Origin of the sequence: Vibrio sp. ZF 223 (assembly GCF_003050585.1) — a bacterium.
GTDB lineage: Bacteria > Pseudomonadota > Gammaproteobacteria > Enterobacterales > Vibrionaceae > Vibrio > Vibrio crassostreae.
The window spans coordinates 1-21,589 of sequence record NZ_PIGB01000007.1; the positions used below are offsets into that span (position 1 = coordinate 1).

Below are 21,589 nucleotides of genomic sequence, written 5' to 3' on the forward strand. Positions count from 1 at the left end.
AGCAAGAGAGGCTGCCTCACAGAAGCTTTCTTCTAGCCATTTAAATTTATGATTTCTTTGTTGACTGTGATTAGAGTACAAATGACAGATTTCGTGGGCTAATTGGTAAGCAACTTGAGCCCAATACACACCAGAATCACACGATAGGGTGATAACAAAGTCTCCATCAACTTTGTCGTAATGAGCTAAAGGATAGCCCTGTAGAGGATTATTATAGATACGGATATCGCAGTCCAATTCATGACCAACAAAATTAGCAAATATCTTGTATGTAAATGTTGCTATTTCCTGTACTGGAGCCAACGATTCAACACCCCAATCACCAATTATTTTTATCATTGTAACTCCAACTTTATAGGAAGAGGCTTAACGCCTTGTTAAGGTGTGAGGCACGCAATACCGAAGCTTCCGCATACCACCTTAACCACTAAACCTGACGCATGGTAAAAATGCCACGCGTGCCGAATCACTCTTAAACAATTTGTTAGCAGGACATTACGCAAGTAGCCGATGCTTCATTGACATAACTATAACCTTCGATAGTGACTGTAATCTGCTCTAAACCAAAAACTGACTCTGACGTTATCACTATAGGGAAGTTTAGTCTTATCAGGTCATTATGATTGGGCTTCGTAATGCCAAACCAAAAGCCTACGGTTTTGCCATTTACGAACATATTGGGTTGAGAATATTCGACTTCAGCTAATCCGTAATGAATGAAACCAATAAACTCATTACCATTCGCATCGACGAATTTCGCCCTGACAATGATGTTAGAGTTGGGGTCTAGAGCATCATCTTGGCTAGCTTGACAAATGACAGTGTCATCATGACTATCATCTTTCCATGAGGCAAACTGCCATACTGCATAATCTTGTATATCTTGGGGAGTTATTTCCCATATTTGCTTAACCATGTTACTCCTGTACTGCTAACGCCGCGTTAAGTGGTGAGCAACGCTAACCACCTAACCTAAACCATTGCGACATAAACACTTAAACGGAAGTAAGCCGAAAACGCCATGCGTTGGGAATCCGCCTTAAACGCTTTGTTAGCAGTGTTCTAATTGCGTACAGCTGTAACTGTCACCTCAATAAGGACATCACCTTCAAGGGTTACACCTAAACAAGCTCGTTGGGGCCAATTATCAGGGTTATCACCAGCCCACTCACACCAAATCCTATCCATCTTGGGTTTATCGGCCATATTCGCAATGTAGACCTGAGCACTAACAATCTGAGTTTTGTCTGATCCTAACTCGGCCAAATTACTATCGATTGTTTCTAACGCCAATTGAGTTTGACCACAAATATCCAAGCTTGTGTCTGCAGATGTGGCAACAGTCCAAACTAAATCTTTGTATGCAGACGACTTATTTCGTCCCTTATAAATCCCACGCTTCCTTTCGATCATATTGTATCCTTTGAACTGCTAACGCCGCGTTAAGGGGTGAACAACGCCACCGCCTAACCTAAACCATTGTGCCGTAAACACTAAAGCTGAATCAAACTGAAAATGCCAAGCGTTGAGAATCCCTCTTAAACGCTTTGTTATACATTTTTAAACACCCAAGAGCCAAACCATTTCCCAGCATCAGATACCTTAAGTATGTATTCATTTAAGAAGCTATCATGTGTGGGTAGCTCTAAGAGCCCCATCCCTTTCAAATCAGCTGCGATAAGGCGAATGATTTCAGGTGCATAATTTTGGAAGTTGTCCGTGACTGAATACATATATACTTCCGCCGAACATGATTTTTCGTTAAAGAACTTCACTAAACATTCATCACTCGTCTTGTCATTAAACTGATGCTTAGGCGCATTAATACATACATTCAAAATTTGAAGGTGTAGTACTGACGTTTTTTGTAACCACAATAAACAAGCATCGGATTCACTCCAATTCCCCTCCGTAGACAATTGCTTTGCTATTACAGACGCAATATAGCCCTGCTTTTCAAGCTGACTTTCGATAGAAAGGCGTTCGCAGTCATGTAGAAACGAGCTACATGCATGTTTTTCATTTTCCAAACACCTAACTTCAAGGCTTGCCAACCTAACATGTAACTCTTCTAATAGAGAGTTATAGCGCCGGGCTTCCACTTCGTTTGTTATCTTACCTACATAGTGAGAAAACATGGGAGCGACTACAGGTCCAAAACCAGGCATCATACTCAAAGCAATCTCGGTAGCCTTTAGAGAGTGTTCTTTGAGCAAGTTCACCCCCTCATTTTGACTTGGCTCCAGTAGAAGCTCTGCTCCACACTTAAGATCGAGTAGCTTATTTCTAATCACTATATTCACCTAAAATGTATAACAGCTATATTAGACAGAAAAATTCTGCACTTAAATACAGAATTATTCTGTCTAGTATCTCAATGACGTAAACGATACCCCGTTTTTATGAAAACTAACAGTAACTTAAGCACTACAGCTCCCTTCCTACATCCCAAAATACAGAATTTTTCTATATAGCATGAATTGATGTGCCAAACTGAAACCTATGTATGCATAACCAGTTAAAGTTTAATGAAAAAATCACCATTTCTATCGTATATACAAGAATATATGCTTGGACGGCACTATGCCCTTCGTACAACGGAGGCGTACATTTATTGGATTCACCAATACATTCTTTATCATGATAAAAAGCACCCAAAGAGCTTAACTTCCAGGCATGTAGAAGATTTCCTAACGCACCTGGTTGTTAACAAAAAGTCAGCGAGGAAAACGCAAAGTCTAGCTCTCAATGCATTAGTCTTTTTATACAAAGAAATTATTCAAGAACCCATAGAGCTTGATATGCAGTTTCGGCGCTCAGATAAATCAAGAAAATTGCCAACAGTCATGACTCCAGAAGAGATTGGAAGGCTATTCAATCACTGTTCACCTAACTACAAATTACCTTATCAATTAATGTATGGGTCAGGGTTGCGTTTGATGGAGTGTCTACGCCTACGTATACAAGATATCGATTATGCATATAAATCTGTACGTGTATGGCAAGGGAAAGGAGGTAAAAACCGTATAGTGACAATAGCACCAGAGCTTTTCCCCGCTATCAAACAACAGCAACAGAGATCCGCGAGTTACTATCATCAAGACATGAATGACACAGTTTTCTCTGGTGTATACATACCTGAAGCACTCGCTAGAAAATACCCGAGCGCAGAAAGGAGCCTAAATTGGCAATTCCTCTTTCCCTCTAGTCGTTTGTCGCCAGATTTACAAACAGGCGAGCTACGTAGACACCATATTCACCCAACAGCGCTTCAAAAACACATTAAGGTAGCAGGCCAAAAAGCCAACATTAACAAAAACATCTCGTGTCATACTTTAAGGCACTCATTCGCTACGCACCTTCTTCAAAGCGGAGCAGATATCAGAACCGTTCAAGAACAACTTGGGCACGCCGATTTGAAGACAACGCAAATTTATACTCACATCATTGATAGAGGCGCCAATGGTGTTGTTAGCCCATTATCAAGAATATTCGTAAAATAGTGATAAATGAAATTCGGATTCCGAATTCTGAAATGACTTCATAATCACGAAACAGGGCACTATCACCGGCTCTTAGGGCTGAGGCCTCTAGTCACTCCAAAAGCTCAATAACAATTTATGTGTGTGTTTTTCTCTGCAGCAATGGCTGCGTATCACCTCTTATTGTTGCGCCACCATTACCTATTTACAACTTTCATGGCGCTCACAACGCCCTGACACGCACAATAACAGGATGCCTAACAAACACATTATTAAACAGCGAGTTGCAGGTTTCCGACTCTCTACTTAGAGCTTTCGAAAAGAGATATTTCACAATTTTCATCAATAACAGTGTTCGAAAAAGAACATATGTCTCAAAAACATACACACCATCAATATGAATGAGACTGCATGGTAAACTGCTTTTATAAAAAAGCAGGAATAAAGAATGATTACTAAGGATAGAGATTCAAAAATCGACAACAGTCTTCAACAGAAAGCTGGTGCAAAAGTAGAGCAAGATGTCGCGTTTTACTTACGCAGAGAGTTTGGAGATGCAAATGACGTTTTCATTATGAATGACCTACGCATACAGTTTAAAAATGAAACAGCTCAGATCGATCACTTAGTCCTTTATAACAAAGGATTTATCATTATTGAGTCGAAATCGATTCGTGGTGAGGTTAAGGTCAACAATCAACTCGAATGGAGCCGAACCGTAAGAGGGAATTGGACTGGAATGCCCTCGCCTATCGAGCAAGCTAAGTTGCAAACCAAACTATTGAAAGCACTGTTAAATGACAACGCTAAGTCGTTGCTAGACCGAATTGCGTTTGTACAAGCGTACTTTGGTGGTCGCTGTTGGGATCAACTCTGTGCCGCGTCCAATGACGCTCTAATCGATCGAACTTCTATCCCTAAAGATATATCGAAGAAGCTCATTAAAGCCGAATCTATTGGTAGCAGCGTTAAGAGTCTCATCAAAAAGCACCGCGTAGGTTCAATACTAAATCCGAATCCTACGTTTAATCGTGATGAACTGTACCGCCTAGTTCACTTTCTAAACGAACAACATATGCCTACGTCTTCTCCGGCTCCCAAAGTACATATCGCAGAATTGAGCGAAACTGAAAAGGTAGACTTGATTCCAGCTCAAGAAACAATTGAAGAGGCCAAAGTTCCACAAATAAGGCATGGTTTTAATTGTAAGAAGTGTCAAAGCCCTCAGACCGAGCCGAGGTATGGAAAGTATGGGTATTACGTCTACTGCCCACAATGTAAGGTGAATACTGCAATGCGTATTAGTTGCCATTCTTGCCAATCTAATTCAGCCAAAGTCAGTAAGAAAAAGAACACGTACTCCATTGCATGCTCTTGTGGTGAAGGGACTCAAGTCGTATTTCCTTAATCTAATAATTCGGAATCCGAATTACAACGCAATTTAAAGCGATACGGATTCAAATTCGGATTCCGAATTCCTCCAAAACTAAACAACTAACACAAATCACTTCTGGCCACTTTTCGGCATCACCTCAACAGGTGGTACTTGGTGCCAAACAATGTCACTTGTGCCTGTATAGATTTTTGTTGTTTTAGCGTTCGCGTGTGCCATTCGCTCGGTAGCACTCTGCCCTTGCTGTTCAATCATTCGGGCAGCCAGCCCTCGAATTTCATGATAGGTCGGCCTTAGCGATTTCTTTAGGTGGCTATAAAGCCCTAAAGAGTCTCGAACCTTACTGAACTCTTTACTTATATTGTGGTGATGCACTTGGTAAAGATGGTCGGTCTCTTTTGAAATGCCACGTTGCTGCTGTTTGGGTTTACGATGAACAATATAAGGACAAATCAATCTCGATGTTTTAGAAAGATCGACAATGTCTTTAATCGTCTGAGTGACAGGAATGGCGACAGTGGAAGCATCGGACTTTTTCACCTTTTCTCGATGAACATAAAGCATTCCATACACTGCATGCCCATCCACATACTCCACCTCTTTGTCAGGGTTCCATAGAATCCCACAAACGCCTTCCCGTGGTTTGTATATCCGATACCGAAGCCTATAGATCTCTCTCACAGCATGAGTCGTCTCAAGTGTTAAGCTCATTGCGACCTTAAGAAACAGTGGCGCTGCATCGTAGACCTTTTGGTAGTTTTCGATATCTAGGTCGTGGCGAGCTTTTGTGTAATCTTCTCTGGTCAATCGACGCTGTTTTTTATTGAGTACAAAATTACTCTCAATAGCGCTCTCATCAGCAAGGTAGGAAAATACCTTTTTAAGATTACTGATCTTATTGTTGAGCTGACGATTACTTAACTCTGAATAGTATTTCGAAAGGAACTCATTGATGTGCTGTAACTTGATCGATTTGGTTGGCAACCGCCCCATGAACTCATCAAGGCGGTAACAGTCCCTTTCCAAATTTCGATAAACGTCTTTGGAAAGCCGTTCTTCTTTCTTCACACGAGACAACACTAATGGAAGCCACTCTTTTAAAGGCCGATTAAATTTGTCCTTACGGCCTTTAGAGACAGCTCTACGAAATGGGGTCATCTCAGAAAGGGAAAACGCGCTTCCTAGCTCAGGACGATATTGCAAGTTGTAAACATGCGCAGCTTGTATCGCTTCTTGCTCTACAGTCCCGATAGGAAATAGCTTCTTCACACCATCTACGGTCGTAAACCGAAATCGAGATTGCCCCCTATGGCTCATTTTCACCAAGAATGGAGGGTAATGAGCCGTTTCTTTGCTTCTAGCTCTACCAACCATTTATGACTCCAAGAATCTTAGAAGTTCACTCACCCTGTCTGCAGGGTTCCCTATCTCGTCGTCAACACAGACTAAATATCGGCCCGTTGGCGTTCTAGTGCCCTCGAGCTTGCCATGTTTAATCCAGTTTATGATGGTGGTATTGCATATCCCTGAATCAGGGTAAAACTCATCAATAAATTGTCTAGGTCTGATTTTACGCGTCGCCATGTCGTTCTCCTTACCTTTCTCACTACATGAAAATTAAGATTTTTCATCTACTGGTAGAAAAACTATGCACGATTTTTTCAGTGACATTCTATTTGCGCAGCAATTAACGAAAAGGATTCCCGAAGCGTAAAACGATTCAACGAATCGATTTCAAGCCCACTTTAGGGTGGACTAATACAGTAGTACCAAGTTGCTAATACATTGATTTTATTTGACTATTTCATTGGCCTTTTTAACCGTTTTTTAGGCCAATTAGAGCTTAACCACCAGCTCTAAACACATGAAATTCATATAAATCAATATCATACAGCTAAGATTACTACCAACATCGGGATTTCACCGTTTTTGAGCCCTCAAAAACGTCGTAAAGCCTCTTAACACCACAGCTCTAAAGAAACATCCCCACTCGCTCCACTTCTTTCAAAGCGACACCATCGACAGTGATGCCGGCAGACGCTGTATTCAATGGATACCACTCAATGCTATCGGCTTCTTGTGCGGTTATCTTCCCTGTCCATTGGCTCACAACAAAGTAATGAATCAACTGTAGCTCTGATGTTGGGTGATAGAGTGAACATAAGAAGGTGTAATGAGTTGGAGTAACGTTGAGCTCTTCTTTGAGCTCACGAAACAAAGCCTGCACCTGATTCTCACCGTGCTCAATATGACCACCTGGAATGGTAATTACGCCGGGATCCGTCTCCTTAGACTCACTGCGCTTTTCCAGCAATACTTGTGATTCGCTGAGCAAGATAAAAGAAACACACTCGTGTACATCCATCTGATTTTCCTAAAACCGTTACAACGGTAGTTAAGTTTGCTGTTCTAGCTTGTGTTAATCCTTAATTTACAACAAGCTTTTTGCTTAGCCTTTCATACAATTCAAAAGCCTCTGTTTTAGATATCAAGTTTCCAAGAGCATATTGATGCGCCAACTCAATATCGTCGCTTTGTTTTGGGTAATAGCGCTTGGCTACTGAGGCACACTGGCTCAGGTCTGTGTACCAACTTCCGTCTTTCTCAGCCACAAAATAATACGCTGCTCGCACTAACTTCTTGCTAATCACCTTAGCGATATCCCCGTCAGCCATTGTTTTGAAACTCAGGCTCATTTGCTCAAGAAAAGTAGGCAAGTCGCCATTGAGAGCTTGGGCGATTTCAATACTGGGCTTATATAGCGGAAGCTCTGTAGATAAATCCTTACCCCAAATACAACAGCAACAGTGCTTGAGCCAAAAGTGCCAGTGATACTTTTCTGTGGGTTGCAGAACATCGCGCAGGAAGCCGGGATCGATATCAAGCTTACTGACTTGGGGATATGCTTCAGGAATGGTGTCAGAGAGATGCTTAAATACTCGCCTCTCTTTTGGGCCAATAGGCGTAGTCAGTACGATAGAAACATCCAAATCTGAACGACCAACAATGGCCGTTCCTCTTGGTACACTTCCATACAAGTAGATGCCATAAATTTGCTCCGGAAGTTCACTTAACAACGAATCAATAAAAGCATTCACGACACCTTGAAATTCAGGAGCAATGTTCTTAGGTGAGTATAGGTTTTCGATAAACCCGTCTTTATCGAGGCCTCTAGTTTGATTCAGCATGCCACTTTCCAGCTATATTAAGATCCGTTTCACAGCCCGAGATAGTACATAGAACAATGCCACTCTCTTTTGATTTTGCACTGATCACGCGCTCTCCTTGCGAATTCCAAACAGAACTCTTACCACACGTTTCCCAGCCTCCCGTCAAAGATATATGGTTACTCAGTAATACTGGTATACCGTGTTCCGACGCAATTCCAGCTAAGATTTTAGAATCCGGATCAAAGCCATTCTCAGAGATTAAAGCGCTCGCTAAATAGAAATCAGCGCCTAGATGTTTGGCTCGTTGGGAGTGATCCGCCTCTATGAAGTCAGCACATATTGCTAGCGCGATTTTATGCCCATTCACATCAAATACATAATCAACATCGCCAGCGGAGCAGTAGTTGCCCTCTCCATCATGCAGGTGCTGTTTAGAGTAGAACTCGACTCTGCCGTCGGGAAAACAAACAACGGCGCCTATGGTGGGGTGGGATAAGTCTGGAACTCGCAGGGGACAACCAGCCACAATAATCGTCTCACTTTGAACCGAAGCTCGGGAGAGTTCTTCAAAGTTTGATGGCTCAAGAGACAACGCAAGTTCTTCCGCCAAATCAAGCTCATAGCCGGTTAGTGATAGCTCGGGGAAAACAACCACATCCGCATTGTACTTTGACGATTGCTCTATCATTTTTAGATGTTGCTTAAGGTTTTCTCTCCAGTTGCCTCTTACGACAGGAATTTGGGCCAAACTGATAGTGACACTCATTTCAAACTTCTCCCAAAAACAAATTTACCGTTTCGACCATACTCACTACAACAAACTCCTTGTCTATCTAAATTCAATATTGAAGTGAGATATCCGGCTCTTAAGTTATTTCTCGATTGGGTTTTATAAAATAAGACCATGTAAATCACAACATTTATGATTGGTTTATAAAATTACCTCTGAAATATAGTAATTTCCTTTGGTAATAGTCACTTATGGTGCATAATTTCCGCCTTCAAAAGAGGTGCATAATGAAAAAGAGCGGTTTTACAATTATTGAGCTTGTTGTCGTTATTGTGATTCTTGGAATAATCGCCGTTACGGCAGCGCCCAGATTCCTGAATGTGAGTACAGATTCGCATATTGCAGCCGTAAAAGGTACTGGCGCTGCTTTCAAAGCAGGTGTCGATCTTGCCTACTCAAAAAATTTGACCTTAAACGGTGGCGGTCCATCTACGAACATCCCTATCTATGATGACTCTGCCACTGGCCAGCTTGACTTCAATGAATGGGGATACCCAGTACAGCAATGGCCTTACGCAGAAGATTTTCCAAGGTTGGATAACCCGGAAGACTGTATTTCGGTATGGGGAGCTCTCCTGATTGATCCACCAAGCGTTTCTAGCTTCAACTCACCGACTGATACTGACTACATCGCTGAGTACATCCACACCGACCAATGCCGTTATCATTATCGAGTCGTACCGGGGATATCTATTTACTACAACTCGATGAATGGCGATGTCACCGTGGATGACGAACCAGACAGCTAAGCTCTAGTTTAATACTCAACGTGTTGGTACACACAAATAAACTTAGAGAATGCCACGCATCAAGATTCAACCATCCCAGAAATTAAGATAAGCACGTTTTGGCATAAACCAGCGTGCTGTCTAACTCTCCAGAAGGTAAACGCCGAGCATTAGCATAGCGCACTTCTGCGGGTGACCACATCATTCCCATTCAGTACTAAGAATCGCCAATACGACGGTATCCCACCACTTATTTTTGAAGAATCGGTGCTCTTTAAAGCAAGCTTCTTGTCTCATTCCAAGTGACTTGCACAGCCTTATCGCCGCTAGATTCTCACCAATGGTTTCCGCATAAATTCGATGAACCCCTAACTCTGAAAACCCAAAACCAGCCAGAGCTTTGGCCGCTTCTATGGGTAGCCCTTTCCCCTGAATTTCTCTCGCAAAAGCGCAGCCCATTGAAGCTTGCTGGTTATCTTCAAGGCGTAAACACACGGTTCCGATAAACTTCCCTGACTCTTTACTTTCAACAGCTAATTGATAGGACTGACGAGGATCTTCCTCAGCCTGTTCAACAAACGATTGGGTGAGTTGATAGTATTTACTAGGCTCACAATCAGTCTCATCATAGAAGCGCTGATATTTGGCGTCCTGTGACATAGCCACAAACGCGCTTTGATCCTCAAACGTCATGTCTCTTAGAACCAACCTGGCAGTGTCTATTTTGAACATAAAAATTCCTTTTTATCTGTCCCCTAAACTGCATTGCGTTACTGACAGTCAAGCCAATAACGAGCAACTGGGCCAGGAAAGACTTTACCAAAAACTATTTTTTCAAACTTACCCCCATTTGCCTCAATGACTTTTCGTGAAGATATATTGTCTTCGTCTGCGGTAATCAAAGCGTGTTTAATACCCAGAGAGCTCGCTTTTGGAATAGCGAATTTGAGCATTGCCTTGCCGTAGCCAGAACCTCTCTTTGAGGGAGCAATATCGTAGCCAATGTGCCCCGCTTCAAGTGACAGAAACTCATTATCGATGCGATGACGAACACGAATGGCGCCGAGTATCTCTCCTTCATCATTTACCAACCAATAATGATTACATGGCACATAACCATCGGGTAAGTTAACGCCTCTAGCCTCATCATTTAAGCATTCAATATAACGAGAAAAATCAAGAACACCGTCTTTGTAATAATCAGAGTTATCGATGTCTTGCTCCAAGAAGTCTTGGTAGTACACCTTAAAAGCGGACTCAAATCCTTTTGAGGGCGATACTAGTTTCATTGTTATCTATTCCTCTTAAGATAAAATTAAAGGATCTTTCTAATAAGCACGATGAATCTGATAGGTTCCAATCGGACTGCAGGTAAGTTTGAGCTCATCAAACCCATTTACGATCAAATCTGCTGATTTTAATTCTTCTCTGGTATGGCTGGTTAATAGAGCGATCGTGAAACATCCTGCCTTCTTGGCCGATAGTACGCCAGATGGTGAATCTTCAACTGCAACGCAATCTTCTGGTTTTGCGCCTAAAGCTTCTGCGGCTTTAAGGAAAGGATCCGGTGCTGGCTTACCTCGTACCACATCTTCGGCACAAATCATGACCTTTGGCAACGTAAAACCGGAGGCTTCCAAGCTTGTTGTTGCGACGGCTCTAGGTCCACTCGTTGCGATTGACCAGCAATCCGGGCCTATTTTTGATAAAAAATCATGAGAATTTGGTATAGCCTTGGCGCGCTTCATCTCTTGGGTCGCAATAGTTTTGACTTTATTGACCTCAGTGACATTGGAGAATTCCATGCCAATACAGCTCAGTGTCTCTTCGATTTTTCGCCCGTGGATATACTCACTCATGGTTTCAAAACGAACACCAACAGTCTTGCACCATTTTTTCCAAATATTGTCGATAACCACTTGGGTATCAACCAGTGTTGCATCGACATCAAAAATAAACTTCTTACATTCAATCATGGACTCTAAAACCTATAAAAATACTCAATTTACTCAAGCTCATTAATGATGTCGCACGCACTAATAGATTTACGTAGCTTGATTCAAAAAATTAGTGCGCCCGAACGTGGTGTGATGAGTGTCTTTCAACTCAGCATTAGAGTCCACATTTAGAACTAAAAAATGCCAAGCCATAAGATTCAACCAATCTATTAACGACCACTACTCTAGGCGCTTTACTACGTCATAAAGTTCCAGTAGTTGCCTACCATCACTAGGCATCCCTTCATAGGCCCCAAACGCACTAGGGTAATAGATAGGCAATGCTGTCATCACAAACTGAGCCAATGAAAAATAGACACCAAAGTTAATGACGTAAGAAGCGATGTAAGGGAGTTGATTGCTATTAATAAAATACAAAGATAGACACAGGAGTAATGAGGTAAGTGGCCCCATAACTAGAGACCATGCTTGCAAGGATTTACTGCCCTGCTGAGTTATTGAGGCAAAGCCAACATTCATTGAAAAGCTTGAAATTGAAAGTGTGAGATTGCCAATTTGAACAACCTTGGCCTTTTCGCTATTCCCGAGGGTCACCTCGGCTTTGTGACCCGCAATAAGCTGAGGGATTGCATGCCCCAATTCATGCAATAAGGTGGCGATAGGCATCACAAACAAAAAGCCTATCGCTAATCCAATCAAACTATTCAATCTCAATCTCCCTATTTAGAACGATAGCCACTGATAGAAAGAGGTAAATGGTTGGTAGAAAACCTACTGCCGCTTATATTGTGTTGGGCAATAACCTCTCGACACTTCAGAGCTACGAAGTTTTACATGTTTTGTCGCACGACCTGCGACGCGAGCGCGCCACAATTTGAAGCTACCCGGCTTCATATGGCTGCGCATAAAACGAATTACCTGTGATTCATTTAAACCAAATTGGTGTTCTATTGCCTCAAATGGCGTTCGGTCTTCCCACGCCATTTCAATAATTCTTGATTCATTCTCTTTAGATAATTTCATTGTCTACTCATCCTTTAAAATCTGAGTAGAAGTACGCTCACTCTCACTTTTTAGATCAGGGTGTTACTACTGAATCGATAAGGAATCATCAAACAAAAAACAGATATTTGTCGCTATCCTCTCTCCAGCCACTCGCTACGCAGCACCCCATACTTCAACGAGTCATAATACTCGCCTTGGTAATATCGCACCTTTCTCAGCCTCGCCTCTTGCTGGAAACCTAGCTTCAAAGCGAGAGACATCATGCGCGGGTTACCTGACCAAGTCGTTAGCCCCACACGCTCAATTTGTTTGTTTTCGAATAAGTAAGTAATCCAGAGCGGAAGTGCTAATGCTGCGATCCCCTTCCCCCAATAATCAGAGTTATAAATGACTACGCCAGCTTCGAGCCAACGTGTCTCTTCACACTCCCAGTAGCAACTCACGGTTCCAACAGGTACACCGTCGACGACCACCAGCTGCAGGTCATCGCCCTCAAGCAGTCGTTTAAACGAATGCGCTTCAAAACTTTCTAATGACGGATGAGAATACGAAAAATAAGGGCCATTAAACTTAGTCCACTCATCGTTTGAGATAACCAAAGCATAAATGGTAGCCAATTCGCTCGGCATTGCTGGTCTTATCGTTATGTCCATTCACTTTCCTTATCCTGTTTTCAAACGCCATCGTACTATTTGATTATTCTCGGCATTAGCTCGACTAATTTTTGTTGGAGTCTATTAGCTTTAAATGAGTATTTGCGAACTCTCTAAGCACTCTCGCATTATTGTGATGCGCGTTATCCCCACATTGCTGTCCGTTCACTCTAATTTCAGGGCTAGAGTAGGCAGGAATAATATCACGCTCATAAGACATTACAGTGCCTCTCTCTGCACATGTAGCACCGAATGAATATGCGGGCGCTTTCGGGTACCTGTCAGCGATAAAATGTTCGATAGTCGCGTAATCTTTTAACACCTCTTTATAGTCATGGTTAGCACCGCTCAAATGACCAATTTCATGTTCCATTGTCGAGTCTGGGCAATTTATAGCCAAAAAGAAAAAACGAGAGACCTGAGATGCGATACCACAATATCGAGACTCGAAAGCAGAATGATAATTAGAAAACACAACACCTGTAAAAACAGGACGACCGTCCTCTGTGATTTCTTCAATTGGCTCTTTCATTGATAATTTGAGTAGCCTCTCTGCCGCACTCAAATCTTGAAACCAAAGGCTATCGATAGCAGGTGTATAAGTAATTTGGGTTACCTTTCTCCTCATAGGAATACATGAGTTTTTCAAAACTAGGTTGGAGTAACTTTCCCATGTGGCAACTTTACTAGCGATAAACGCCTTCGAGTATTCCAACAACATAGACTCGTCAATGTAAAGGTGAACCTCGGTGTTCAACACTTCACCTTCAACACAAGCAGGGAACTCAATAGTGTCGGCATTAGTGTAAAGGCTGAAGCCGAGAAAAATGACACCCAAGGCTACTCGCATTTGCTTCATATCGTTTTTAATAAGTCTTGCCTTTCCAAAAATAAAAAGCTCGCCAATGATGACGAGCCTTGTTTAGGGTTGAACCATGCTAACTGCGAGGTCGCACTTAGCTTACAACTTGTTCTCGCAAATTCACTTCGACACTTTTTAAGATCTTAAACTCTTCACGAGTACAACCTCGAGCTACAGATACCCAGTGATCACCAGTTTCGTCTGATCCTTTAAACTCTGCACGAAGCTCGTATTTTCGCCACGAAACAAAAGCCAAAATAAAGGTCAGAGCGAGCATAGGTAACCCAAACTGAGGTACGAACGCCCAAGTTGCTGCAGATAGCATCAAGGCCAATGAAATGACGTTGATTGCGTTTTCTTTGATGCCCAGTTGTCGAGTTTCTAGCTGTTTGATTTTACGTAAACTATAAACATCTTTCTTGACTCGAAGTTCATCAGAACTCACTAGAAAGTCAGATGTTTTGTATGGTCTACGCAGCCTCAATAAATTCGCTAACCTATTGCGTGTTGGGTTCTTATTCATCGCCTTTCTCCATGTTATTAAAGGTTAGTAAAAACTAATATAATCATGAAGTTATCGGTGAATGCTTATTTTATAAATCAAGAGAATGTAAAAAGCAAGAATATGAAATTAATAACACTTATAACAACACTGCTTTGGCATGCGAGATTTCAATAAAAAGGTTCATTAAAAACTCTACATATCATAAATCGATGTACTTTAGTTAAGCTGGATATAGACCAACAATGATTCCAATCACCGACCTAACATACTAAACGGCGAGTATGATTCCCCCTGTTTTGTAACCACTTATTTCAACGCGATTATTACAAAAAATTTCGTTCTCGATTAATGCTGAACTGTGGTCACATAACACTCTACTTATCATAACTAACGCAATCGCACTCCCACTTACCCATTGTATTTTTGAATATCAAAATCATTCAATTGAACACATCAATACAGCTTATCTATTAGGCAATTGATCTCATAGAAAAGAGGCTGTACGCTTAAAAAACACACACGGTTACCTAATATGGAGATAACGATGAACGAACTACTGACATGCGCAATGGAACAGAAACAACGGACAACGGTAACAAGTTTATTTGCAAGGAATGGATTTAAAATCGCGGCTACTGACTTTGATGATGTAACTTTCGAACGTGAAAGTGTGTTGGTTAACGTTCGATTTGATGCCTCTTCAAACGTTGAATCTATTTCGGTAGTGAACAATTAAGTACTGACTTTAACCTCTTATATGGTGAATACATCCCAATATCATTCACCATTTAAGAGATGAGCGTTGCACCCTCCCTACATTACATCGACTTTCTCCGCGCATCCCTCAATTGTTGATAACAAAAGTTACATTTATCAAACTACCTAACCAGTACGATAAGCATTACTTATTACAAATATTCAAAATGCTACTTAGCCAATGATTCAGTTCACAAATATTATGTTCTCACCAAAGGAAAGGCGCCGATGAGCAATCGAAAAATAAAGCTTATCAACCTATTAGGATGCTTTTAATAAGAGTAGAGAGTAAATTCAAAATGAAAAAATCAGCTTTATTTGTCGCATTGGTCGCAGTATTACTTAGCGGTTGCAACAGTTCAGATAGTTCAGACACCGCTGGAGGTACAGCACCTCACAACCCGGGTAATCCAATATTGCCGCCTGGTGGGGGCGATGGTTCAGGAGATGATCAAACCAATCCAGACGAAGACACTGGCTTAAACCCACCTCAAACTGACTTGATCGCCGAAGCAGCAAAACGCTGGGGAACGACTTACGATCAAATGTACAATGCATGTCAATTATGGACATGTAACCTTGTAGATCTTCAAGAGAGAATCACTTTTACGATTGAGCGTGAAACACTATTGCTGGAAGGTTCCAGTAAAGTAACCTTCACTCTTTCTCATAACAACGCAGATTTATGGCCTACTTACGTGTTTTATAGCGATTTAATTGGAAATACCGATATCGAAATTGAGCACGTTTCATCGACTTTTCATCATGTAGACACAGAAAAAGTAATCAATGAAGGCTCAACGTTGCTAGGCTGGAAAACTGGATTTGATAGCTGGGCAACTCAAAGTCCACGCGATTGTGTTGAAGCGTACTGCGCTGAGTTCAAAACATCATGGTTAGAAACCGGCACCTACTCTAGTGCAATGGCGGTGTACCGTGAGAATGGAGAGGTGATCAAGACTCAACAAGGCTACCTTGCTCAAGATGAATTACGAGTGCTGTTCCCAATATTTAATCCAACATTTCCAGAGCAATATTAATTCACCATAATACTGTGTAAACGATAAAACGGAGGGGCCAACTATAACTTAGCCCCTTCACTTTCATCTTACTCTAAACAGTTTCGACTCCACCAATAATTAGCATTTCTATGAGCTTGTCTTATATTTATTAATACCTTTTGAACAACATTCGAAGTGATGCCTATGCGCCTAACTCGGTTAATTTATGTCAGTACGCTTTGTGAAAGCTGCGACTCGAAGGCTTTAGATGAAATTCTCAAGATCTCACACGATCGCAATAAGCAGAGCCACTTAACTGGCCTTCTTAGTCACAACGATAAGTATTTCCTACAATGTATCGAAGGTTCACGAACTGCGGTTAACCATACCTACAATCATATTCTCAATGATAAGCGCCACAAAAACGTAATGATCTTGTATTTCAAGGAAATAGATTGTCGGCAATTTGGAGACTGGTCAATGGGCGACATTCCTCAGTCGAACCTAACCGAGCTGGTAAACTTACAGTTTTCAACATCCAACCAATTCAACCCATATGAGATGTCCGGTGAAAGTGCTTATCAAATGCTTCTAGAATTGAAGCAGAATTTACCTTCTGAGTAGATTAACGACCCTTTTATCAGAAGAAGACATATCAAAAAGCCCCAACGGATGGGGCTTTTTCACATTATTTAAAAGATTGCTCTTTATTCATCGCCATGCTTCTGATCGCTTTCACTACGAAGAAAACCTTGCTCACTACCTGATAGTGTTTGCTGTTCCTTCTCGGCAGTAATATCCGACTCTTTGAACACAATAAACGCGCGGCGGTTTAATGCATCGGCTTTTTCAGATCGTTCATTAATCGCAGGCTGCAACTTACCAAATGACTTCGCTTCCCAGATGAACTGCTTAGGGTCGAGTTTGGTTTTGAGGTATTCAACCACCGTTTCTGCGCGGCGCTCTGCTAATTTCTCGTTGTAAGAGACCGAACCGGCTTGGTCTGTATGCCCTGCCACCATGATACTGCCTTGTAAGTCACTCAATTGAGCCGCAAAGTCATCTAACTGAGTTAAGTCCTCTGGTTTTAGCACTGACTTATCAAAATCAAAGTGTGGCGTCATCGCCATGTAAACCTTACGCTCAGGTTTTGGTGGCTCACAGAAAGGCATCTCTTCGTACTTCTGTGCCTCTTCAAACACGATAAACGCACGGCGGTTCTCTGCTCGGTCTTTATCGGTTTTACCCAGCAACAGAGGTTGAGTCTCACCAAGGTGCTTCACTTCCCAATCGTAATTCGTTGGGTCGAGGTGTGCTTTCAAATAGTCCGCGACCGATTTAGCACGGCGCTGTGAAAGGTGCTCATTATATTCGAGAGAACCTTTATAATCAGTATGGCCGACAATCGTGATGCGCCCTTTGAGGCCTCTGATCTCTTTAACAAAGGTATCCAAGTTGATCTTGTCGAGGTCGCGTAATTGGTATTTATCAAAGGCAAAATGCTCTGCGATGGCGATGTGCACCTCACGCTCTGGCGCCAAACACTCGCTGATTAAAAACTTAGACACGTCTATGCCAGCAAACTTGTCTCGGTTCTCCTGACTCACGTACGTGTCGGTTGCACAGCCAGAAAGCAACAAAGTACTCATCACTGCGTTTATTAGGAAAATAATTGTTTTCATCTTACTCTTAACTGTCACTTTGAATTCTCTACTCTTAACTTTCAACCCACTTTGGGGCAGGCTTAGATCTTACCGACTAAGTTAATGAACACACCGGATGCATCGTAGTCATCATCATTGGTTAGATCGCTATCAAACGCAGAGAAGTTATAGCCAATGCCCATTTTGAAGTTATCGCCGATGTGCTTATTCACCGAAACTAACGCGCCGTGTTCTAGCTCATCGTTGAGTGTGTCTGTTTTCCAGTGGTATTCACCCGTCACATCCCACTCTTTCATCACTCGGTAAGAAGCGCTTAATCCGTATAGGTCGATATCGCTTTTAACCAGCTCATTCGAACCAGATGCTTGTTCAAAAGCTTGCTGTTTGTCTTTATGGGCGTACTTAGTACCGACGTCCCAGTGCTGGTCGATCGAATAGATCGCTTCAACTTCAATGATCTGGCTGGTTTCGTCTTGATAATCCACATCGCGATCCAGTTGATCGAAATCTGCAATGTAGGTGTAGCGGCTCAGTAAGTTGAGTCGATCGTTGTAGATTGGACGATACGCTAGTCCACCCGTCGCTTCAGTAAATTGCGCCATGGTTTCGCCCGTGGTTTCACTCTCTGTAATTGAGTAGTTGTACTTGCCAAACAGCGTGTATTCTTCCGTTAAGTGATGCGTGTAACGGTTGGTCGTCACGATTTGTTGCAACTCACGTTGTGCTATCTCTGGGTCGTCTTCACTCTTGTCCACTCGATATTCGAATTTGTGGCTCAGGGTGATGTCGTCTAGGTCAATAGATGCATTGAAGCTGATGGACTCACGCTCTGTGGTGATGTTCTCGTCATCTTCAATTTCACCAAGCTGATAACCGATGCCCATCTCAACATCTTCCGTCACGTCGTAACCAAAGCCATACGAATCGATACGGCCGTGACCATCATTTTCATCAACGAACTGGTTCTCTTGGTAGAAATCGACACTGCTGGTGAGGTCTGCACGCTGACCGACAATCACGTTGTTTTGGCCTTCATAGTTGTCATCAACATAAGTTACGTAGGTGGAATGATCATCCGATACATCGTAACTCACCGTCGCTTCAGCAACTTGCCCACGATCACCATCGGTATATTCACCACCTAAAGACAAATCTTCCAAAACTTGGAATTCAGCACCGATCGAGGCGCTATCGTTTTCGTCGTAGTCATCCGACTGATCGACAGTCTTTTGCCCTTTAACGTAAACGCTATTGTCGCTGTCCCACATGTATTCCAAACGTACACCCGCTAAGGTCGCATCGCTGTGCTCGTCGTTTTGGTTAAGCTCTTCAGTTTGTTGCCCTGCCGCCGAAACTTTGATGTGCTCGGTGATTTTAGCTTGAGTCTCTACCTCAATAGTCTCGGTGTCTGTTTCTAGATTGCCGTCAACATCGCGCTCTTCGTTGGTCGAGAAACGAGACAGAACCGCCAAACGATCGGTCGCTTGCAAACGAAGTTCGGCGCCATAGGCTTCTTGCTCTAGGTCATCGCTGCTGCTCGCGTAGCTATATCCCGCGTCTTTGTCTCGATACCAAAGCTTCAGGTCATTACCAACGGCACCAAAGATGGTTGGAGCAAGGTCATAAAGGCTCGTCACTGCTGTGATTTGGACACTGTCACCTTTACGGTCTTCCAATGTATCGCCAATTGGCGTAAAGGTTAAACCACCATCAGTAGAGAGGAAATTCGACTCGGTTTGAGTCCCTTCACTGTGGGCAAACTCGGCTTTAATGTAGGTGCCTTCCGTCGCACGCAACGTTAAGTCAGTGCCGTAAGACTCGTAGTCTTGATTGTCTTTTTCTTGAGTCGCATACGTCACACCCACACCAACGTAATCGTTGACCCAACCTTTGGCACGACCACCATAGGACATTGCGTCTAACGAGTCTGAACCTTGAGGAACATACTCATAATCGACAACCAGGAAGTTTTCGTAATCGTCACCGTTTTCAATCACGCTGCCGAAACTGTCAGACAAAATATTGTCGAGTGGCTTAGTCAGAATGATTCGACCTTGGTACGGGTCGAAGTCATAGTCGACACCCGGCTCAAGAGGGATTTCGTTTTGTACTAGGCCAGATTCATCTTTTACTTTTACGTAAACCTTGTCACTTCCCGGTACCGCTTCACCGTGACGAAGGAAATACAGAGAACCGCCCGTACCTAAGAACTCATCGTGCGCATACAAGGAGTCAGCTTCTGCCGTAAAACCAACCACGTTCAAGCGATCTTCACCATATTGTGTGGTATCGCGAGTACGGTAATCGGCCTTGAAACCATAGAGGCTACGGTTGTAATCGTTGTTCTCAGTACCGGTTAACCCTGTGTTGTAGTTACCCCATAAATACTGTGATTTATCGTATTCCACATTGAGGTAGACTTTACCCTTGGTGTTAACTACTTTTTCGATGTTTGAGCTGTCACCATAGTTGCCGTAATACAGCTCATCGTCGTCTTCGAGAATATCGAACACATCCGAATCGTCTGATGCGAATGGATGTTTGAACATGTCTTTTATCTCACTTTCTCGAGTATCGAAGTGAGTGGTCACGCGAAGCTTGTCACCAAATTTACCCTGACCAAAGTACGCCAAACGCCCTTGGTTATAGAGGTCATCTTGATATTGGTCATCGACGCTCAGCGCACTGTTATTACCAGAAACATTGTTCTTACCAACATAAAGATCAGCCAAACCCGTTTGTGCGTAGTACGTATCTGGAATACGAACGTACAACTTGTAGCGGCGTTCATCACCGTTATCAAACACAACCTTGGTTGGAAAAATGTAGGAGTCTGTTGGTAGATACTGTTCTGCGTATAGGTTGCCGTCTTCAACGTCAAATTCGTCTTCACCGATGATGACTTTATCAACGCCTTTTAAACCGGTACCAATGAACTTGGCTAAGCCGGCATTGGTCGGGATGTTGTGACGCATCAACTTAGCTTGGCCGTAACTTTTGTCTTTGCTCTCTTCATCTTCGTTATCGTTGCGATCGATATCCACTTCAGAGTCAGGCTTCACCAAATCCGTTACACCAACCGTGGTTACATCCATGTTGCCATCTTTGTCCCACGCTTTTAGACGGAACATCAACTGCCCACCCACCTCAAACTGGAAGTCGACATCGGTTTGACCATCCCAATTGATGTCAGAGTCGTTCGCCAGTTTATCGCCTTCAAGCACAGCGATTGCCTCAGACAGACCAAAGTCACCCACGCGGTACACTTCCAACTGGTACTTTTTGATGTAGTAACCATAGTTGGTGGTGATGGTGAAACCAACGCTGTCTCGCAGTGTTCCCTGCTCGACTTCCAACTCATCGCTGACACTGACATCTAATACGGGATCAAAGCGAGTGATGTCACGGCTTGCCCAAATAGCACCTTGCTCTAGGTAAATACGCGAGCTGTCTTGGTCTTGGTTCGGCTTAGTGATTTCAATGCCAGTCGTCTCAGAACCGAGTTTTTCAAGCTTACCAGTGTCTTTCGCTACCGCCATCACAGGAATGGCCGTTAACACACACGTCGCTAAACGAGACTTACTAAATACTTTCATACAATTTCCAGATACGGTTCCAATGG

General features: G+C 42.7%; 25 protein-coding genes and 1 pseudogene. 6 read left to right on the plus strand and 20 right to left on the minus strand.

Annotation, left to right across the window (positions count from 1 at the left end):
* The 4 genes from CWO13_RS14170 to CWO13_RS14190 all read right to left on the minus strand — a co-directional run.
* Nucleotides 1-339: hypothetical protein (locus CWO13_RS14170; protein WP_219910247.1), on the minus strand; the 339-nt coding region annotated here is incomplete at its 3' end.
* Between the two features lie 145 nt (nucleotides 340-484).
* Nucleotides 485-916, minus strand: coding sequence for a hypothetical protein (locus tag CWO13_RS14180; RefSeq protein ID WP_102431689.1), 432 nt, complete (start codon nucleotides 914-916; stop codon nucleotides 485-487).
* A 146-nt stretch (nucleotides 917-1,062) separates the two neighbouring features.
* The gene (locus CWO13_RS14185) at nucleotides 1,063-1,413 is read right to left on the minus strand and encodes a RidA family protein (protein ID WP_108083095.1); all 351 of its coding nucleotides are present in this window, start codon (nucleotides 1,411-1,413) and stop codon (nucleotides 1,063-1,065) included.
* Nucleotides 1,414-1,550: 137 nt separating this feature from the next.
* Nucleotides 1,551-2,294 (minus strand): hypothetical protein, encoded by a 744-nt coding sequence (locus CWO13_RS14190; protein WP_108083096.1) that lies wholly within the window; start codon nucleotides 2,292-2,294, stop codon nucleotides 1,551-1,553.
* A 234-nt stretch (nucleotides 2,295-2,528) separates the two neighbouring features.
* Between CWO13_RS14190 and CWO13_RS14195 the strand changes: the two genes are divergently transcribed.
* Nucleotides 2,529-3,503 (plus strand): integron integrase, encoded by a 975-nt coding sequence (locus CWO13_RS14195; protein WP_108083097.1) that lies wholly within the window; start codon nucleotides 2,529-2,531, stop codon nucleotides 3,501-3,503.
* A 427-nt stretch (nucleotides 3,504-3,930) separates the two neighbouring features.
* Nucleotides 3,931-4,890 (plus strand): nuclease-related domain-containing protein, encoded by a 960-nt coding sequence (locus CWO13_RS14200; RefSeq protein WP_108083098.1) that lies wholly within the window; start codon nucleotides 3,931-3,933, stop codon nucleotides 4,888-4,890.
* Nucleotides 4,891-4,986: 96 nt separating this feature from the next.
* On the opposite strand, the gene CWO13_RS14205 is transcribed toward CWO13_RS14200, so the two are convergent.
* The 5 genes from CWO13_RS14205 to CWO13_RS14225 all read right to left on the minus strand — a co-directional run bounded on the left by CWO13_RS14205 (nucleotide 4,987) and on the right by CWO13_RS14225 (nucleotide 8,811).
* On the minus strand, nucleotides 4,987-6,249 hold the full coding sequence (locus tag CWO13_RS14205) for an integrase (RefSeq protein WP_108083099.1): 1,263 nt from the start codon (nucleotides 6,247-6,249) through the stop codon (nucleotides 4,987-4,989).
* Nucleotides 6,250-6,459 carry a hypothetical protein gene (locus CWO13_RS14210; protein ID WP_010434910.1) on the minus strand — a complete coding sequence of 70 codons (210 nt, stop codon included), beginning with the start codon at nucleotides 6,457-6,459 and terminating at the stop codon, nucleotides 6,250-6,252.
* 388 nt (nucleotides 6,460-6,847) lie between these two features.
* Nucleotides 6,848-7,240 (minus strand): NUDIX hydrolase, encoded by a 393-nt coding sequence (locus CWO13_RS14215; RefSeq protein WP_107898787.1) that lies wholly within the window; start codon nucleotides 7,238-7,240, stop codon nucleotides 6,848-6,850.
* Between the two features lie 61 nt (nucleotides 7,241-7,301).
* Nucleotides 7,302-8,063, minus strand: coding sequence for a nucleotidyltransferase domain-containing protein (locus tag CWO13_RS14220; RefSeq protein ID WP_108083100.1), 762 nt, complete (start codon nucleotides 8,061-8,063; stop codon nucleotides 7,302-7,304).
* The gene (locus tag CWO13_RS14225) at nucleotides 8,047-8,811 is read right to left on the minus strand and encodes a carbon-nitrogen hydrolase family protein (protein WP_108083101.1); all 765 of its coding nucleotides are present in this window, start codon (nucleotides 8,809-8,811) and stop codon (nucleotides 8,047-8,049) included. The genes CWO13_RS14220 and CWO13_RS14225 overlap by 17 nt, the downstream gene beginning before the upstream one ends.
* A 251-nt stretch (nucleotides 8,812-9,062) precedes the next feature.
* Between CWO13_RS14225 and CWO13_RS14230 the strand changes: the two genes are divergently transcribed.
* Nucleotides 9,063-9,584, plus strand: a complete 522-nt coding sequence (locus tag CWO13_RS14230; RefSeq protein ID WP_102431633.1) for a prepilin-type N-terminal cleavage/methylation domain-containing protein — start codon at nucleotides 9,063-9,065, stop codon at nucleotides 9,582-9,584.
* A gap of 82 nt (nucleotides 9,585-9,666) precedes the next feature.
* Here the strand turns inward: CWO13_RS14230 and CWO13_RS23815 are convergent.
* From CWO13_RS23815 to CWO13_RS14275, 9 genes and pseudogenes are all read right to left on the minus strand, one after another.
* Nucleotides 9,667-9,750 (minus strand): annotated as a pseudogene (locus CWO13_RS23815) (GNAT family N-acetyltransferase); the annotation flags it as partial.
* 14 nt (nucleotides 9,751-9,764) lie between these two features.
* Nucleotides 9,765-10,295 carry a GNAT family N-acetyltransferase gene (locus CWO13_RS14240; protein ID WP_107898784.1) on the minus strand — a complete coding sequence of 177 codons (531 nt, stop codon included), beginning with the start codon at nucleotides 10,293-10,295 and terminating at the stop codon, nucleotides 9,765-9,767.
* A gap of 38 nt (nucleotides 10,296-10,333) precedes the next feature.
* The gene (locus CWO13_RS14245) at nucleotides 10,334-10,852 is read right to left on the minus strand and encodes a GNAT family N-acetyltransferase (RefSeq protein ID WP_108083102.1); all 519 of its coding nucleotides are present in this window, start codon (nucleotides 10,850-10,852) and stop codon (nucleotides 10,334-10,336) included.
* A 39-nt stretch (nucleotides 10,853-10,891) separates the two neighbouring features.
* A complete protein-coding gene (locus tag CWO13_RS14250; protein WP_108083103.1) occupies nucleotides 10,892-11,539 on the minus strand; it encodes an HAD-IA family hydrolase in 648 nt (215 codons plus the stop codon).
* A 201-nt stretch (nucleotides 11,540-11,740) separates the two neighbouring features.
* A complete protein-coding gene (locus CWO13_RS14255) occupies nucleotides 11,741-12,229 on the minus strand; it encodes a hypothetical protein (protein ID WP_107898782.1) in 489 nt (162 codons plus the stop codon).
* A 63-nt stretch (nucleotides 12,230-12,292) separates the two neighbouring features.
* Nucleotides 12,293-12,544 carry a TIGR03643 family protein gene (locus CWO13_RS14260; RefSeq protein ID WP_063522405.1) on the minus strand — a complete coding sequence of 84 codons (252 nt, stop codon included), beginning with the start codon at nucleotides 12,542-12,544 and terminating at the stop codon, nucleotides 12,293-12,295.
* Between the two features lie 113 nt (nucleotides 12,545-12,657).
* The gene (locus tag CWO13_RS14265) at nucleotides 12,658-13,179 is read right to left on the minus strand and encodes a GNAT family N-acetyltransferase (protein ID WP_102441929.1); all 522 of its coding nucleotides are present in this window, start codon (nucleotides 13,177-13,179) and stop codon (nucleotides 12,658-12,660) included.
* A 64-nt stretch (nucleotides 13,180-13,243) separates the two neighbouring features.
* Nucleotides 13,244-14,029: a hypothetical protein gene (locus CWO13_RS14270; protein ID WP_102431641.1), complete on the minus strand. Its 786-nt coding sequence runs from the start codon at nucleotides 14,027-14,029 to the stop codon at nucleotides 13,244-13,246.
* Nucleotides 14,030-14,135: 106 nt separating this feature from the next.
* A complete protein-coding gene (locus CWO13_RS14275; RefSeq protein ID WP_108083104.1) occupies nucleotides 14,136-14,564 on the minus strand; it encodes a hypothetical protein in 429 nt (142 codons plus the stop codon).
* Between the two features lie 526 nt (nucleotides 14,565-15,090).
* Between CWO13_RS14275 and CWO13_RS14280 the strand changes: the two genes are divergently transcribed.
* From CWO13_RS14280 to CWO13_RS14290, 3 genes are all read left to right on the plus strand, one after another.
* A complete protein-coding gene (locus tag CWO13_RS14280; RefSeq protein WP_240698015.1) occupies nucleotides 15,091-15,282 on the plus strand; it encodes a hypothetical protein in 192 nt (63 codons plus the stop codon).
* Between the two features lie 319 nt (nucleotides 15,283-15,601).
* Nucleotides 15,602-16,342 carry a hypothetical protein gene (locus tag CWO13_RS14285; RefSeq protein ID WP_108083105.1) on the plus strand — a complete coding sequence of 247 codons (741 nt, stop codon included), beginning with the start codon at nucleotides 15,602-15,604 and terminating at the stop codon, nucleotides 16,340-16,342.
* Between the two features lie 165 nt (nucleotides 16,343-16,507).
* Nucleotides 16,508-16,927, plus strand: coding sequence for a BLUF domain-containing protein (locus CWO13_RS14290; RefSeq protein ID WP_108083106.1), 420 nt, complete (start codon nucleotides 16,508-16,510; stop codon nucleotides 16,925-16,927).
* Nucleotides 16,928-17,010: 83 nt separating this feature from the next.
* Here the strand turns inward: CWO13_RS14290 and CWO13_RS14295 are convergent, their stop codons facing one another.
* Both CWO13_RS14295 and CWO13_RS14300 read right to left on the minus strand, forming a co-directional pair.
* Nucleotides 17,011-17,985: an OmpA family protein gene (locus CWO13_RS14295; protein ID WP_108083107.1), complete on the minus strand. Its 975-nt coding sequence runs from the start codon at nucleotides 17,983-17,985 to the stop codon at nucleotides 17,011-17,013.
* 62 nt (nucleotides 17,986-18,047) lie between these two features.
* Nucleotides 18,048-21,563, minus strand: coding sequence for a hypothetical protein (locus tag CWO13_RS14300; protein ID WP_108083108.1), 3,516 nt, complete (start codon nucleotides 21,561-21,563; stop codon nucleotides 18,048-18,050).
* Between the last annotated feature and the right edge of the window lie 26 nt (nucleotides 21,564-21,589).

Bases quoted from the DNA above. Each gene is read 5' to 3' on its own strand.
- CWO13_RS14200 (WP_108083098.1), top strand. From the start codon at position 3,931: ATGATTACTAAGGATAGAGATTCAAAAATCGACAACAGTCTTCAACAG.
- CWO13_RS14245 (WP_108083102.1), bottom strand. From the start codon at position 10,852: ATGAAACTAGTATCGCCCTCAAAAGGATTTGAGTCCGCTTTTAAGGTG.
- CWO13_RS14270 (WP_102431641.1), bottom strand. From the start codon at position 14,029: ATGCGAGTAGCCTTGGGTGTCATTTTTCTCGGCTTCAGCCTTTACACT.
- CWO13_RS14195 (WP_108083097.1), top strand. From the start codon at position 2,529: ATGAAAAAATCACCATTTCTATCGTATATACAAGAATATATGCTTGGA.
- CWO13_RS14260 (WP_063522405.1), bottom strand. From the start codon at position 12,544: ATGAAATTATCTAAAGAGAATGAATCAAGAATTATTGAAATGGCGTGG.
- CWO13_RS14285 (WP_108083105.1), top strand. From the start codon at position 15,602: ATGAAAAAATCAGCTTTATTTGTCGCATTGGTCGCAGTATTACTTAGC.
- CWO13_RS14275 (WP_108083104.1), bottom strand. From the start codon at position 14,564: ATGAATAAGAACCCAACACGCAATAGGTTAGCGAATTTATTGAGGCTG.
- CWO13_RS14250 (WP_108083103.1), bottom strand. From the start codon at position 11,539: ATGATTGAATGTAAGAAGTTTATTTTTGATGTCGATGCAACACTGGTT.
- CWO13_RS14290 (WP_108083106.1), top strand. From the start codon at position 16,508: ATGCGCCTAACTCGGTTAATTTATGTCAGTACGCTTTGTGAAAGCTGC.
- CWO13_RS14230 (WP_102431633.1), top strand. From the start codon at position 9,063: ATGAAAAAGAGCGGTTTTACAATTATTGAGCTTGTTGTCGTTATTGTG.
- CWO13_RS14265 (WP_102441929.1), bottom strand. From the start codon at position 13,179: ATGGACATAACGATAAGACCAGCAATGCCGAGCGAATTGGCTACCATT.
- CWO13_RS14185 (WP_108083095.1), bottom strand. From the start codon at position 1,413: ATGATCGAAAGGAAGCGTGGGATTTATAAGGGACGAAATAAGTCGTCT.
- CWO13_RS14215 (WP_107898787.1), bottom strand. From the start codon at position 7,240: ATGGATGTACACGAGTGTGTTTCTTTTATCTTGCTCAGCGAATCACAA.
- CWO13_RS14280 (WP_240698015.1), top strand. From the start codon at position 15,091: ATGAACGAACTACTGACATGCGCAATGGAACAGAAACAACGGACAACG.
- CWO13_RS14225 (WP_108083101.1), bottom strand. From the start codon at position 8,811: ATGAGTGTCACTATCAGTTTGGCCCAAATTCCTGTCGTAAGAGGCAAC.
- CWO13_RS14180 (WP_102431689.1), bottom strand. From the start codon at position 916: ATGGTTAAGCAAATATGGGAAATAACTCCCCAAGATATACAAGATTAT.
- CWO13_RS14210 (WP_010434910.1), bottom strand. From the start codon at position 6,459: ATGGCGACGCGTAAAATCAGACCTAGACAATTTATTGATGAGTTTTAC.
- CWO13_RS14300 (WP_108083108.1), bottom strand. From the start codon at position 21,563: ATGAAAGTATTTAGTAAGTCTCGTTTAGCGACGTGTGTGTTAACGGCC.
- CWO13_RS14295 (WP_108083107.1), bottom strand. From the start codon at position 17,985: ATGAAAACAATTATTTTCCTAATAAACGCAGTGATGAGTACTTTGTTG.
- CWO13_RS14220 (WP_108083100.1), bottom strand. From the start codon at position 8,063: ATGCTGAATCAAACTAGAGGCCTCGATAAAGACGGGTTTATCGAAAAC.
- CWO13_RS14205 (WP_108083099.1), bottom strand. From the start codon at position 6,249: ATGGTTGGTAGAGCTAGAAGCAAAGAAACGGCTCATTACCCTCCATTC.
- CWO13_RS14240 (WP_107898784.1), bottom strand. From the start codon at position 10,295: ATGTTCAAAATAGACACTGCCAGGTTGGTTCTAAGAGACATGACGTTT.